Raw genomic sequence first — 14,031 nt, forward strand, 5'->3', positions numbered from 1 at the left:
CTAGCGAGTAGCGTCATCGACCGTGACGATTTCTCAGCGCCGCGACCGGTTGCGGCACCGGTTGGTTGCCGCGGACCTGGACGCCATGCTGGTAACCGACCTGGTCAACGTGCGTTATCTGTCCGGATTCACCGGCTCGAATGCGGCGTTGCTGGTGCGCGCCGACCAGGACACGCCGGTGTTGGCAACCGACGGCCGGTATGTAACGCAGGCCGCGGCGCAGGCACCGGACGCCGAACTCGTCATCGAACGGGCGGTGGGCCCCAGTCTGGCCGGGCGGGCGGCCGCCGGCGGGGTGCGCCGGCTCGGCTTCGAGAGTCATGTGGTGACCGTCGACGGCTTCAGTGTCCTGGAGCGGGCCGGGACGGGCCTGGAGTTCGTCCGCGCCGCCGGGATGGTGGAGCGACTGCGCGAGGTCAAGGACGTCGGCGAGATCGCGATCCTGCGGTTGGCGTGCGAGGCGGCCGACGCGGCGCTGCACGATCTGGTGGCCCGCGGTGGGCTGCGGCCCGGCCGTACCGAGAAGGAGGTCGGCCGCGAGTTGGAGTCGCTGATGCTCGATCACGGCGCCGACGGGGTGTCGTTCGAGACCATCGTGGCCACCGGATCGAATTCGGCGATTCCCCACCACCGGCCCACCGACGCGGTGCTGACCGCCGGTGACTTCGTCAAGATCGATTTCGGGGCATTGGTGGCGGGCTACCACTCGGACATGACGCGCACGTTCGTGCTGGGCAGCGCGGCGGACTGGCAGCGCGACCTCTACGAGCTGGTGGCGTCCGCCCAGGCCGCCGGTCGGGCCGCGGTGTCGCCCGGTGCCGACCTGCCGGGTGTCGATGCCGCCGCACGCCAGGTGATCGCCGCTGCGGGCTACGCCGGGAACTTCGGGCACGGGCTCGGGCACGGTGTCGGACTGCAGATACACGAAGCGCCGGGAATCAGCGCGTCGGCCGTCGGTACACTGCTTGCTGGCGCTGCGGTCACCGTGGAGCCCGGCGTCTATCTGCCCGGCCGGGGCGGTGTCCGAATCGAGGACACCCTGGTCGTCGGCAGCGAGGACGCACCCGAACCCGAGTTGCTCACCCGGTTCCCCAAGGAACTGGCCGTCATCACCTGATCTAGGAGCTGTACACACCGTGGCATCAACCGCCGACTTCAAGAATGGTCTCGTTCTGCAAATCGAGGGCCAGCTCTGGCAGATCACCGAATTCCAGCACGTCAAGCCCGGTAAGGGACCGGCCTTCGTGCGCACCAAGCTGAAGAACATCCTGTCGGGCAAGGTCGTCGACAAGACGTTCAACGCCGGTGTGAAGGTGGAGACCGCCACCGTGGACCGTCGTGACGCCACCTACCTGTACCGCGACGGAAGCGATTTCGTCTTCATGGATTCCGAGGACTACGAGCAGAACCCGCTCTCGGAGGCGCTGGTCGGTCGGCTGGCCGACTTCCTGCTCGAGGGCATGGCCGTGCAGATCGCCTTCCACGAGGGTTCCCCGCTGTACCTGGAGCTCCCGGTCACCGTGGAACTCGTCGTCACCCACACCGAGCCCGGCCTGCAGGGTGACCGCTCCAATGCCGGCACCAAGCCGGCCACCGTGGAGACCGGTGCCGAGCTGCAGGTGCCGCTGTTCATCAACACCGGCGACAAGCTGAAGGTCGACTCGCGCGACGGTTCGTACCTGGGCCGCGTCAACGCCTGAGCGTGATGTCTGACCGTAAGGGCGACAAGGGTCGTCACCAGGCTCGCAAGCGCGCCGTCGACCTGCTCTTCGAAGCCGAGGCGCGGGGCATCACCGCGGCGGAGGCCGCCGACAAGCGCAACGCGCTCTCGCACACCCAGTCCGACATCGCCGCGCTGAATCCGTACACCGTCTCGGTGACGCGCGGTGTCACCGAGCATGCCGCGCACGTCGACGATCTGATCTCGTCGCATCTGCAGGGGTGGACGCTGGACCGGCTGCCGGCCGTGGACCGGGCCATCCTGCGGGTTGCGGTATGGGAGCTGCTGCACGCCGAGGACGTCCCGGAGCCGGTTGCCGTCGACGAGGCGGTCGAACTGGCCAAGGAACTGTCCACCGATGACTCGCCCGGGTTCGTCAACGGCGTGCTGGGCCAGGTCATGCTGGTGACCCCGCAGATCCGGGCCGCCGCGGCGGCGCTGCGTCCGTCGGACGGCACGGAGTAGGACCGTGCCGCAGGACTGGGCACCGTACATGAGCCTGCAGGACGCTGCGACGGTATACCTGCGCGATCCCGATCTGGCTCTGGAACAGCTACGCTCGGTCGTCGAGTTTCCGGGCATCGCGGCGTTCATCATGTCGCGCGGGGAATCCGACGAGCGCTGGGGCACCGCGGTGTGGCAGGAGGTGGTGGCCACCGACGGGTTGCGACTCATCCTGTGGCGCGCCGATGACGAGTTCGAAGACGACCGGCGGCAGCTGACCTCGTCGGTGCGCACCATCCTGCTCTCGACGATCAGCGACCACATCCTGAGCACCCAATTCGACGTGCTCTCCGACGGGACACGGCGGTTGGCGGAAGTGCGGCTGCGGATGTACACCCAGCTGGTCACCCGGGCCCGCCGGACGTCGGCCACCGACAGTGATCTCTACTGCGAGTCCTTCCGCTACACGAAGACGGTCGACAACGGGGGACTGGCCCAGATGGAGCGGCTGTTGCAGTTCGGGCGGGTGCTGTCCCGCTCGCTGTAGTCGCGAAAGCGTGTTCCCGACAGGCTTTTTCGTCGATTTCTGGTCTCGGTTTTTTCTTTGGTCTCGTTGGTTTCTACTGTCACATCCTGCCGTATTTTGTCGGTGGTCGCACGTATGTTCGATTCATGATCGGTGATGTGGTGGGCAGTGGGGCCGCGGTCGATGCCGCGATGTCCGATCGCGCCGCCTCGACCAAGGCGCTGCTGGACGCCGATTTCACCGCCTTTGACACCGCGGAGCTGCTGGCGTTGCAGTCCGCCCGCGAAGCCCACTCCCGCCAAGATGAGGCGATCGATCATCGCCTGCTGGCGGAGTTGATGGGCCGGGCGACCCCGCACGAGATCGGCGGCAATACCTGGGCCGATGTGCTGGCCACCCGGATGCGGCTGTCCGCCCAGGAAGCCGCCCGCCGGGTACGCCGCGCCAAGGAACTGGCTCCCCGGCAGTCGATCACCGGGGAGACGCTGGACCCGGCGCTCGGGCTGTGCGCGCACGCGCTGGCCGAGGGCCAGATCGGTGAGGGGCATGTCGCGGTCATCGCCGAGGCGGTGCGCCTGGCCGCCAAGTATGTCGATGCCTCCAAGTGCGCCGAGTTGGAGGCCACTCTGGTGCCGCTGGCCCGGGTCAGTTCCCCCGAGACGGTGCATGCCGCGGCGGTGACGGCGCTGTATCTGATGAATCAGGACGGCCACGGCCCCGACATCGTGCGCCACAAACGGGGTATCACGGTGGGCAAGCAGGATGCCGACGGGTTGACCCGGATCTCGGGCTGGGTCGATCCGGAACTGGCCGCCTATCTGGGCACCGTCAATGACACCTGGGCCCGCCCCGGAGTCAACAACCCTGAAGACCCCGACTCACCCGCCAACCCCGACAGCGCAGACGCCGACACCGCCGTGGATTCTCAAGCTGACGCTGAGACGGGTGCTCAGGCCGGAATCGGTTCGGAGCCGAAAGACACTGCTGCGCAGCCTGACCCGACCACGGCATCCGGGCAACCCGATTCGACGACGCCGTCCGGAGCATCGGCAACGTCCGGCGCGGAACCCGAAACGCCGGCGAGCAACCCGGCAGCCGAGCCTGAAACCCCTGGCGCACAACCCCCACCGGATCCGTCCGCGCTTTGGGAACAGCTGCCCCTTCCCACCACTCTGGACGAACTCGCCGACCGCATCACCGCCGTGGAAGCCGCCGCCGCGGCCGCGGCCACCCCGGCACCAAAACTGCCCCCGCTGACCGGGCCCGCCGCCCGCGACACCCGCAGCCTGGCCCAACGGCAGCACGACGCGCTCAAAGCCGTCCTACGCGACACCATCGCCTCCGGACGCCTCGGCCAACACAACGGGCTGCCGGTCACCGTCGTGGTCTCCACCACCCTGGCCGAACTCGAAGCCGCCGCCGGCATCGCGGTCACCGGCACCGGCACCCTCATGCCCATGCCGGACCTGATCCGACTCGCCGAACACGCCCACCACTATCTGGTCGTCTACCGCCACCACACCGCCGAACCGCTCTACCTGGGCCGCACCAAACGCCTGGCCACCAGAGCTCAACGCCTGCTGCTCCACAACCGCGACCGTGGCTGCACCCGGCCCGGCTGCACCCGATGCGCCAACCGTTGCCAAGCCCACCACGCCGACCCCAGCTGGAAGAACGGCGGCCGTACCGACGCCCCCACCCTCGCCCTGGGGTGCCCACCGGATAACCAACTCGCCGAACTGGGCTGGACCACCAAAATCGACCCCACCACCGGCCGCGTCCACTGGCACCCGCCTCCACTGATGGACACCGGCGGCGACACCATCAACCACCACTTCCATCCGGAAGAACTATTGAGCCACCCGGAAGAACTACTCGAACGGCACAAGCCGAGCGAGGACGAACCCGAAGACGGGGGCGATGGTGGCTGACTCCGATGCGGACATACCTGAATATTTCGATTCACCGCGATTGAAACATCGGGCTGCTCCGAGCAGGTGGCGCAATACCACAAGGCCCGCGAATTGTGGCTGGTCCCTGCGCCGTGAAGGCGGCGCAATGCCGGGCTACACCCTATCCGGGCTGTTCAGCGGTCGGGCACCCGCCGAGATCGGTTCTACGGTGATCGGGTGGCAGCCTCAGATCCGACACCGATTCGCCGCGCGCGGGCCGACCAGGCCCGTCCGGTCGCCGATGTGCTGCGCCATCAGATCCACGCCGGCGGCTATCCCGACGGGCTACCCAGCGAGTCAGATCTTGCCGCCGAATTCTCGGTCTCCCGCAACACCGTCCGCGAGGCGCTGGGAGTGCTCAAGGATGAGGGGCTCATCGATCGCGGTACCCGGGTGGGCACCCACGTCGCAGTGCGCAAGCTCGACCACGGCCTGGACGCCCTGGTCGGGCTGAAGGAGACCTTCAAGCATTACGGCGAGGTGCGCAACGAGGTCCGAGCCGTCCTGACGATGGCTGCCCCGCCTGCGGTGGCCCGCAAGCTCGAACTGGCCCCCGCCACCCCGGTGGTCTATATCGAACGGTTGCGCTACCTCGGCGACCTGCCGCTGTCACTCGATCTCACCTACCTGGCCCCCGATATCGGCGAACAGGTGATCAGACACCCGTTGGAAACCAACGATGTGTTTGCGCTCATCGAGCAGGTCAGCGGGCGGCAACTCGGTTCGGCGGCACTCGCCCTGGAGGCCATCGCGGCCGACCGGCACTCCGCGGACACCCTGCAGGTACCCGACGGCGCGGCCCTGCTGATGCTGGAACGCCTCACCTGCCTGGACGACGGCCGACCCGTCGACCTCGAATACATCCGGATGCGCGGTGATCGGATCACCATGCGCGGCAACCTTTCCCGAAACCAGCCCGGAAGGAGCTCAGAATGACCTTGGTGAACAACCGCGTCGACGTCCCGGTGACCATCGACGAGTCGCTGTGTATCGAGGGCTGCACGCTGTGCGTCGAGATCTGTCCGCTGGATTCGCTGGCCATCAACCCCGAGAACGGCAAAGCCTTCATGCATGTCGACGAATGCTGGTACTGCGGACCGTGTGCCGCCCGCTGTCCCACCGGCGCCGTGACCGTGAACATGCCCTTCCTGATCCGCTGATACCCAGCCCCAGACCAGCCCCCACGATAAGGCCCGATGTGAAAAAACCACTCGTTGCGCTGCTTGCTGCCCTCACCGCGTCCGTCACCGGCTGCTCACTGGATTCCACCGCGTCCTCCGACGACGTCGTCAACGTGGTCATCGGCTACCAGTCCAAGACCATCAACACTGTCACCGCCGGAACCCTGTTGCGAGCCAAGGGATTCCTGGAGCAACGGTTGGCTGACGTCACTGCCGAGAACGGCACCAGATACAACGTCACCTGGCAGGACTACGACACCGGCGCACCGATCACCGCGCAGATGGTGGCCGAGAAGATCGACATCGGGTCCATGGGCGACTACCCGATGCTCATCAACGGCTCCAAGACCCAATCCAACGAACGCGCCCGCACCGATATCGTCTCGGTCACCGGCTACCACCCCAAGGGTGCGCTGAACATGGTGGTCGTCGACCCCGCCTCGCCGGCGCAGACGCTGACCGACCTGGCCGGGCAGAAGGTGTCGGCGAGCGTCGGATCCGCCGGCCACGGCACCCTGGTGCGCGCCCTCGAGCGTGCCGGACTGGACCCCAAGACCGGTGTCGAGGTGCTCAACCAACAGCCGCAGGTCGGCGCGTCGGCGCTGGAATCGGGTCAGGTGGAGGGTCTTTCGCAATTCGTCGCATGGCCGGGACTACTGGTTTTCCAGGACAAGGCGCGCCTGCTGTACGACGGCGCCGAACTGGACTACCCGACGCTGCACGGGGTAGTGGTCCGCGAGGATTACGCCGCCCGCAACCCCGAGGTGCTCGACGCCTTCCTGCAATCACAGCTCGACGCCACCGAATTCCTCAACGACGAGCCGCTGGAGGCCGCACGCATCGTCGCCGAGGGCAGTGGTCTGCCGCAGGAGGTGGTCTACCTCTACAACGGACCCGGTGGAACCTCCTTCGACACCACGCTCAAACCGTCCCTCGTCGACGCTCTCGAAGGCGACGTCCCCTACCTCAAGTCGATCGGTGACTTCGCCGAACTCGACGTCCCCGGCTTCGTCAACGACGGCCCGCTGCGCAAGGCCTTCCAGGAACGCGGACAGGATTACGAGTCGGCACTGAACGCAACGAGCACACCTGCGGCGGGTGAACTCTGGCTGCAGGGATCCGATACCACCCAGGCCGTCGCCAACCCGACCGAGTTGTTGCGCGCGGTGCGCGCTGCGCAGGCTCGCGGTGCGACCGTGCGCGCCGCCTACGTCCCCGACACCGAACTGGGCACCCGCTGGTTCGCCGACAAGGCGGTCTGGGTCAGGGACGGGCAGAACTATCTGCCGTTCGGCACCCAGGCGGGCGCCCAGCGCCATATCGCCGCCCACCCGGGCGCCGCCGTCGTCACTTACCGCGAGGCCCTGGTAGGTGTCGAGTGACCGCGCTGCTGGACCCACCCACGACGGCGGCGCCGGAGACGAAGAGACCGGCGGCGCCCGGAGTGTGGCGGCACCGGCTGATCCGGCTTGCCTCGGTCCTGGCCGCGATCGGGCTGTGGGAACTGCTGACCGCCACCGGTGTTCGGTTCTGGCTACGGTTCGACACGCTGCCCACCGTCACCGAGATCGCCGGGGCGCTCGCGGCCAGGACCGCCACCGGCGAGTACTGGTTGGATCTCGCGCAATCGCTGATCCGGATCCTGACCGGCTTCGGACTGGCGGCGCTGCTGGGCGTGGTGACCGGCATCATGCTGGGTCGGTCCCGGTGGTTCGCCGACATCTTCGGGCCGCTGACCGAACTGGTGCGGCCCATCCCGGCCATCGCGGTGGTGCCGGTGGCGATCCTGCTGTTTCCCTCCGATGAGGCCGGCATCGTCTCGATCACCTTCCTGGCCGCGTACTTCCCGATCATGGTGAGCACCCGGCATGCGGTGCGGGCCCTGCCGACCATCTGGGAGGACTCGGTGCGCACCCTGGGCGGCGGCCGGCTCGATGTGCTGCGCCAGGTCGTCCTGCCCGGCATCCTGCCCGGCCTGTTCGGCGGTCTCTCGGTCGGCATGGGGGTGGCCTGGATATGTGTGATCTCGGCGGAGATGATCTCCGGACGGCTCGGTGTCGGCTACCGGACCTGGCAGGCCTACACCGTGCTCGACTATCCCGGGGTGTTCGTCGGCATCATCACCATCGGGGTGCTCGGCTTCGGCACCGCCGCGGCCATCGAGCTCATCGGCCGGCGCGCCACCCGCTGGTTGCCGCGCGGCGAGGAGACGAACCGATGACCGCCGCCACGATCACGGCCGGCATGCGACTGGAGCTCGACGCGGTCACCTTGTCCTACACCGGTTCTGCAGTTGTCCGGGATCTCGATCTGACCGTGCAGCCGGGTGAGATCCTGGTCCTCACCGGACCGTCGGGGTGCGGGAAGTCGACCGTGCTGCGGGCGCTGGCCGGCCTGCTCGCCCCCGATGCCGGGCGGGTACTGGCCGACGGCGAACTGGTCACCGGCACCTCCCGGGACCGCGGAATGGTGTTCCAGGACAGCGCCCTCTTGCCGTGGCGCAGCGTGCGCTCCAACATCGAACTGGCGCTGAAGCTCCGCGGGGTGCCCAAGGCCGGGCGGCGGGCCCGCGCCGAACGCTGGATCGACGAGGTCAACCTCACCGGCTACGCCGACTACCTGCCCAAGAGCCTCTCCGGCGGGATGCGCCAACGGGTGCAGCTGGCCCGCGGGTTGGCCGGCGCCCCCCGCGCGGTGATGATGGACGAGCCGTTCGGGGCGCTGGACGCGCAGACCCGCGCAGCCATGCAGCGTCTGTTGATCGACACCTGGCGGGCACATCCGACGACCATCGTCTTCGTCACCCACGATGTCGACGAGGCACTCAAACTCGGCGATCGGGTGGCGGTACTGGGCGGCGGCGGCCTCCGGCTGCTGCGCGAGGTTCCCCGACCCCGGACCGAGGGGCTGGACCGAGGCGCACTGCGTACCGAACTCATCGATGCATTGGACAATTCATGATTCCCGATCTCGCCGACACCGTTCGGCTCGACTGCGATGTGCTGGTGATCGGCGGCGGCACCGCGGGCACCATGGCCGCGCTGACCGCCGCCGAGAACGGCGCCCGGGTGCTGCTGCTGGAGAAGGCCCATGTGCGGCACTCCGGTGCCCTGGCGATGGGGATGGACGGTGTCAACAACGCCGTCATCCCCGGTAAGGCCGAACCCGAGGACTACGTCGCCGAGATCACCCGGGCCAACGACGGAATCGTCAACCAGCGCACCATCTATCAGACCGCCACCCGTGGTTTCGCGATGGTGCAGCGGCTGGAACGCTACGGCGTGAAGTTCGAGAAGGACGAGCACGGTGAATATGCGGTGCGCCGGGTGCACCGCTCCGGGTCCTACGTGCTGCCGATGCCCGAGGGCAAGGACGTCAAGAAGGCGCTCTACCGGGTGATGCGGCAACGCTCGATGCGCGAGAAGATCCAGATCGAGAACCGGCTGATGCCGGTCCGGGTGCTGGTCGATGGGGGACGGGCAGTGGGTGCGGCCGCACTCAACACCCGCACCGGCGAGTTCGTGGCCGTCGCCGCCAAGGCCGTCATCCTGGCCACCGGTCCGTGCGGCCGGCTCGGTTTGCCGGCGTCGGGCTATCTGTACGGCACCTACGAGAACCCCACCAATGCCGGCGACGGTTACTCGATGGCCTATCACGCCGGCGCCGAACTGTCCGGGATCGAGTGCTTCCAGGTCAATCCGCTGATCAAGGATTACAACGGACCGGCCTGCGCCTACGTGGCCAACCCGTTCGGTGGTTATCAGGTCAATGCGGCGGGGGAGCGCTTCGTCGACTCGGACTACTGGTCCGGACAGATGATGTCCGAAGTGCACAGCGAGATCGAATCCGCCCGCGGTCCCATCTACCTCAAGGTGTCCCATCTGCCGGATGAGACGCTGACCGCCCTGGAGAACATCCTGCACACCACCGAACGGCCCACCCGCGGCACGTTCCACGCCAACCGCGGTCACGACTACCGCACCCACGACATCGAGATGCACATCTCCGAGATCGGGCTGTGCAGTGGACATTCCGCGTCCGGGGTGTGGGTCGACGAGCACGCCCGCACCACTGTGCCCGGACTGTATGCCGCGGGGGATCTGGCCTGTGTCCCGCACAACTACATGATCGGTGCGTTCGTCTACGGTGACCTGGCCGGTGAGCACGCCGCGGGCACGCTGGCCGATACGCCGGTGCCGACCGAACTGCCGGCCGATCAGTTGGCTGCCGCTCACGAGCTGATCTATCAGCCCCTGCGGCAACCGGACGGGCCACCGCAACCCCAGGTCGAGTACAAGTTGCGCCGCTTCGTCAACGATTATGTGGCGCCGCCGAAGACGGCTGCCAAACTGTCCATCGCGGTGCAGACCTTCGAGCGGATGCGCGACGAGGTGGCCGGTATCGGGGCGCGCACCCCGCACGAGTTGATGCGTGCTGTCGAGGTGTCCTTCATCCGCGACTGCGCGGAGATGGCGGCGCGGTCGTCGCTGACCCGCACCGAATCCCGTTGGGGCCTCTACCATGACCGGGCCGACGTGCCGATGCGCGACGACACGGAGTGGGGGTTCCACCTGAACCTGCGCAAGAACGCCGCCGGTGAGATGGAGTTCCTGAAACGGCCGGTGGCACCGTATCTGGTCCCGGTGCCCGGCCTGGACCACGTGCCGTCGGATGCCCCGGTCGTGGCGGTGCAGCAGCCCGAACTGTTCGGCGGCAAGGCGCCGGCGTCGGTGGTGTCGCGGGTCGCCGAACCGGTCGTCGCGCCGCCGTCCCCGCGGATCGCCGCGGTGCTGGCACTCGACGAACCGACGCTGGTCGAGTTGTCGGAGTATCTCGCCGACGCCGATGCCGGGGTGCGGCGCACCGCGGTGGCGACCCTGGTGGAAAACCTGCCCGACGGATACTGTCCGGCGCTGCTGGCCGCGCTCGGCGACGGGGACCGCGAGGTACGGTTGCAGGCGGCCGACTCGGTACGCGAGCTCATCGAGGTGTTACCCGATCCCGAAGCCATTGCCGGGCACCTGCATTCGGATGATCCGGTGGTGCGCGCCGCGACGGTGTACGTGCTGAGTTCGCGGCGGGCCGGGGCCGCTGCGGGCTACCGGCAGGCGCTCACCGATACCGATCAGCGGGTCCGCATCGAGGCGGTACGCGCGCTGGTCTCGGTCGACGATGTGGAGGGTGTGGCCGTCGCGGCCACCGATGACAGCCGTGAGGTCCGCATCGCCGTCGCCAATGCGCTGGCGACGTTGATGGCCGGTGCGGATGTCGTACGCATGTTGCTCGCCGACCGTGATCCGCTGGTCCGTGCCGCCGCGCTGGGCGCACTCGGCGAGCTGGGTGACGCCGATGCCGATGTGCCCGTCATCGAACGGGCACTGGCCGAGCCCGCGTGGCAGATCCGGGTCGGTGCGGCGCGGGCGCTGTCGGGGGTGTCGGCTCCGCTGGCGGTGCCATCGCTGTCGCGGGCGCTCACCGACACCCACCTCGACGTGCGCAAGGCCGCCGTGCTGAGCCTGACCCGGTGGGCGGACTCGGAGGCCGCGGCCCGCGATGCGCTCGGCCTTGCGCTCAAGGATGTCGATGCCGACGTCCGCGCGTACGCACGCCGCGCGTTGGAGCCGGTCTAGAGGCCAAGCCCCTGATAGGTGCGGCGGACGAACTTCGGTTGTGCCAGGCGCAGTTTCGCCATCGAAGTGTTGCCGGCCACCTGTGCGACATCGGCGGTCAGGTCCGGATAGTTCTGGATCAGGTACAGCACGATGACGTCGTTGGCCGGGTCGGCCTGCCACCAGGTGCCGAACGCGCCGGGCCAGCCGAAGGTACCCCGACCGCCCGGACCGAAGAACCGCTCGGACTGCACCGGGTCGGTGACCACCGACATGGACAGCCCGAATCCGCGGCCGATCCAGAACGGGACGCCCAGGAAGTTGTGGCTCTTCTGTTCCTCGGTCAATCGGTCGGTGCGCATCAGCCGCACCGACTCCGGTGCGAGCACCCGCACCCCGTCGACGGTGCCGTTCTCCAGCAGCATCCGGGCGAACGCCAGGTAGTCGTCGGCCGTCGACATCAAACCCGCGCCGCCGGCGCAGAAGTCCGGCGGCGTCAGGGCCGGCGGTCCCATGACATCGTCGCGGAGGGTGGGCTGCTCGCCCTCGCCCAGCGCATACATCGTCGCCATCCGGCGCCGCTGAGCCAGGCTGAGGGCAAAACCGGTGTCGGACATGCCCAGTGGCCCGAAGATCCGCTCGGCGAGCAGCTCGTGCAGCGGTTGGCCGGCGATCCGGGAGATCGCGATGCCCAGCACATCGGTGCCGTGGCTGTAGGTGATGCGTGCACCGGGCTGGTGGGCCAGCGGCAGCTGGGTCAGCTCGGAAAGCCAGCGCTGCTCGTTCTGCCGGAAGGACAACCGGCCGTAGGCCTTGGCCAGCGGGCCGGTGATCGAGAACGGGTAGGCGAAGCCGGCCCGATGGGTCATCAGATCGTCGAAGGTGATGGCTCGACGCAGCGCGGTGGTGTCGTCGAGCGGGCCGTGCGGTTCGATGAGCACCCGCAGCCCGTCGAGTTCGGGCAGCCAGCGCGACACCGGGTCGTCGAGGCGGAAACGACCCTGCTCGAGCAGCGACATCGCCGCGGCGACGGTGACCGGTTTGGTCATCGAGGCGATCCGGAACACGGTGTCCCGCTGCATCGGCAGACCGGCCCGCACATCGCGGTGTCCGAGCTCGTTGACCTGGACGACCCGGCCGGCATGCCATACCAGGGTGACGGCGCCGGCGAGCAGCCCGGCGTCGATGGCCTCCGAGATCGAGGCCCGGTTGTTCTCGAGGTTCACCCACGCGACGTTAACCGGCGCGGCCGCAGGCGCATACTTCGGCGGTGACCGAAACGGGACAACCGGGCGCGACGGCGCCGCCGATGCGCAGGGTGGCCTTCGCCAGCTTCGTCGGCACCGCCATCGAGTTCTACGACTTCTACATCTACGGGACGGCGGCGGCGCTGATCTTCCCGCACGTGTTCTTCCCCGAGATGGGCCCGACCATGGCGACCGTCTCCTCGCTGGGCACCTTCGCCGCCGCCTTCTTCTCCCGGCCCATCGGCGCGGCGGTATTCGGGCACTTCGGGGATCGATTGGGCCGCAAGAAGACGCTGGTGGCCACGCTGCTGATCATGGGCATCTCGACCGTCGGTGTCGGGCTGGTGCCGGGTGCGGTCAGCATCGGGATCGCCGCGCCGATCCTGCTGCTGTGTCTACGGCTTTGTCAGGGTTTCGCCGTCGGCGGCGAATGGGCCGGATCGGCGCTGCTGTCGTCCGAATACGCACCCGCCGGCCGGCGCGGCCGGTACGGCATGTTCACCCAACTCGGCGCGGGAGCCGGCCTGGCCGTCAGCAATCTGGTCTTCTTCGTGGTCGCCGTGACGATCGGGGAGAAGAGCGAGGTGTTCCTCGACTGGGGATGGCGGGTGCCGTTCCTGCTGAGCGGTCTGCTGGTCATCGTGGCCCTCTACATCCGGCTCAGCATCGAGGAGACGCCGGTGTTCGCCGACGAACGGCGCGCCGGACAGGTGCCGCGTGCGCCACTGGCCGAGCTGGTGCGTCGGCAATGGCGTCAGGTGCTGCTGGCCGCGGGATGCATGGTCAGCATCTTCACCATGAGCTTCCTGGGCGGCACCTACCTGCTCAGCTATGCCAGCACCGAGATCGGGCATCCGCGTGCCCTCATCCTGGCGGTCGGCGTGCTGGCCGGCGTCGCGCTGATGTCCACCACGGCGATATCGGCCATCCTGTGTGACCGCCACGGGCGGCGCCGGATCATCCTCACCGGCTTCGCCGTCGCGCTGCCCTGGTCGTTCGTCGTCATGCCGATGATCGACACCGGCTCGGCCGCGCTGTTCGCGCTCGCGATCGGCGGCACCTTCGCCATCTTCGGCGTCTCCTACGGCCCGATCGCCTCGTTCCTGCCGGAGACGTTCGCCACCCGGTACCGCTACACCGGCGCCGGGCTGGCCTTCAATCTGGCCGGCATCGTCGGCGGAGCATTGCCGCCGTTGGTCGCCGGCCTGCTGGTCGAGGACTTCGGCGGCTGGGCGGTGGGCCTGATGATGGCCGGATTCGTCGCCGTCAGCGTGCTGTGCACCTGGGCGCTGCCCGAGACGAAGGGCACATCCCTGCGCGCCGGTCCGGCGTCGTCGGCCTGCTAAGCTCAC

The 14,031-nt window shown here is 68.2% G+C and carries 13 protein-coding genes; 12 read left to right on the plus strand and 1 reads right to left on the minus strand.

Translation table 11 applies throughout. The annotated features are described in order from the left end of the window. Positions 1–22: 22 nt before the first annotated feature. From BST17_RS17765 to BST17_RS17815, 11 genes are all read left to right on the plus strand, one after another. Entirely contained in the window at positions 23–1,117 is a 1,095-nt protein-coding gene (locus BST17_RS17765) for a M24 family metallopeptidase (protein ID WP_083060211.1), read from the plus strand. Between the two features lie 19 nt (positions 1,118–1,136). Next, positions 1,137–1,700, plus strand: a complete 564-nt coding sequence (efp, locus tag BST17_RS17770) for an elongation factor P (protein ID WP_083060212.1) — start codon at positions 1,137–1,139, stop codon at positions 1,698–1,700. A 5-nt stretch (positions 1,701–1,705) separates the two neighbouring features. Next, entirely contained in the window at positions 1,706–2,185 is a 480-nt protein-coding gene (gene nusB, locus BST17_RS17775; RefSeq protein ID WP_083060250.1) for a transcription antitermination factor NusB, read from the plus strand. A 28-nt stretch (positions 2,186–2,213) separates the two neighbouring features. After that, entirely contained in the window at positions 2,214–2,711 is a 498-nt protein-coding gene (locus tag BST17_RS17780) for a hypothetical protein (RefSeq protein ID WP_083060251.1), read from the plus strand. 125 nt (positions 2,712–2,836) lie between these two features. Continuing rightward, the gene (locus tag BST17_RS29685) at positions 2,837–4,621 is read left to right on the plus strand and encodes a DUF222 domain-containing protein (protein WP_083060213.1); all 1,785 of its coding nucleotides are present in this window, start codon (positions 2,837–2,839) and stop codon (positions 4,619–4,621) included. Between the two features lie 198 nt (positions 4,622–4,819). After that, positions 4,820–5,578: a GntR family transcriptional regulator gene (locus tag BST17_RS17790; RefSeq protein ID WP_083060214.1), complete on the plus strand. Its 759-nt coding sequence runs from the start codon at positions 4,820–4,822 to the stop codon at positions 5,576–5,578. Beyond that, positions 5,575–5,802 carry a 4Fe-4S dicluster domain-containing protein gene (locus tag BST17_RS17795; protein WP_019514073.1) on the plus strand — a complete coding sequence of 76 codons (228 nt, stop codon included), beginning with the start codon at positions 5,575–5,577 and terminating at the stop codon, positions 5,800–5,802. The genes BST17_RS17790 and BST17_RS17795 overlap by 4 nt, the downstream gene beginning before the upstream one ends. Before the next feature lie 38 nt (positions 5,803–5,840). Continuing rightward, the gene (locus tag BST17_RS17800; protein WP_083060215.1) at positions 5,841–7,205 is read left to right on the plus strand and encodes an ABC transporter substrate-binding protein; all 1,365 of its coding nucleotides are present in this window, start codon (positions 5,841–5,843) and stop codon (positions 7,203–7,205) included. Next, complete coding sequence (locus BST17_RS17805; protein WP_083060216.1) at positions 7,202–8,044, plus strand: ABC transporter permease; 843 nt, start codon at positions 7,202–7,204, stop codon at positions 8,042–8,044. Before BST17_RS17800 ends, BST17_RS17805 begins: the two co-directional genes overlap by 4 nt. Next, positions 8,041–8,784: an ABC transporter ATP-binding protein gene (locus BST17_RS17810; RefSeq protein WP_083060217.1), complete on the plus strand. Its 744-nt coding sequence runs from the start codon at positions 8,041–8,043 to the stop codon at positions 8,782–8,784. The genes BST17_RS17805 and BST17_RS17810 overlap by 4 nt, the downstream gene beginning before the upstream one ends. Further along, complete coding sequence (locus BST17_RS17815; RefSeq protein ID WP_083060218.1) at positions 8,781–11,453, plus strand: fumarate reductase/succinate dehydrogenase flavoprotein subunit; 2,673 nt, start codon at positions 8,781–8,783, stop codon at positions 11,451–11,453. Before BST17_RS17810 ends, BST17_RS17815 begins: the two co-directional genes overlap by 4 nt. Here BST17_RS17815 and BST17_RS17820 read toward each other — a convergent pair. Continuing rightward, positions 11,450–12,658, minus strand: coding sequence for a serine hydrolase domain-containing protein (locus tag BST17_RS17820; protein ID WP_083060219.1), 1,209 nt, complete (start codon positions 12,656–12,658; stop codon positions 11,450–11,452). The two genes, BST17_RS17815 and BST17_RS17820, sit on opposite strands and share 4 nt — an antisense overlap. A gap of 83 nt (positions 12,659–12,741) precedes the next feature. Here BST17_RS17820 and BST17_RS17825 point away from each other — a divergent pair, with 83 nt between their 5' ends. Then, the gene (locus tag BST17_RS17825; RefSeq protein WP_083060220.1) at positions 12,742–14,025 is read left to right on the plus strand and encodes an MFS transporter; all 1,284 of its coding nucleotides are present in this window, start codon (positions 12,742–12,744) and stop codon (positions 14,023–14,025) included. The last annotated feature ends 6 nt before the right edge of the window (positions 14,026–14,031 follow it).

Origin of the sequence: Mycolicibacterium bacteremicum (assembly GCF_002086115.1) — a bacterium.
Lineage (GTDB): Bacteria > Actinomycetota > Actinomycetes > Mycobacteriales > Mycobacteriaceae > Mycobacterium > Mycobacterium bacteremicum.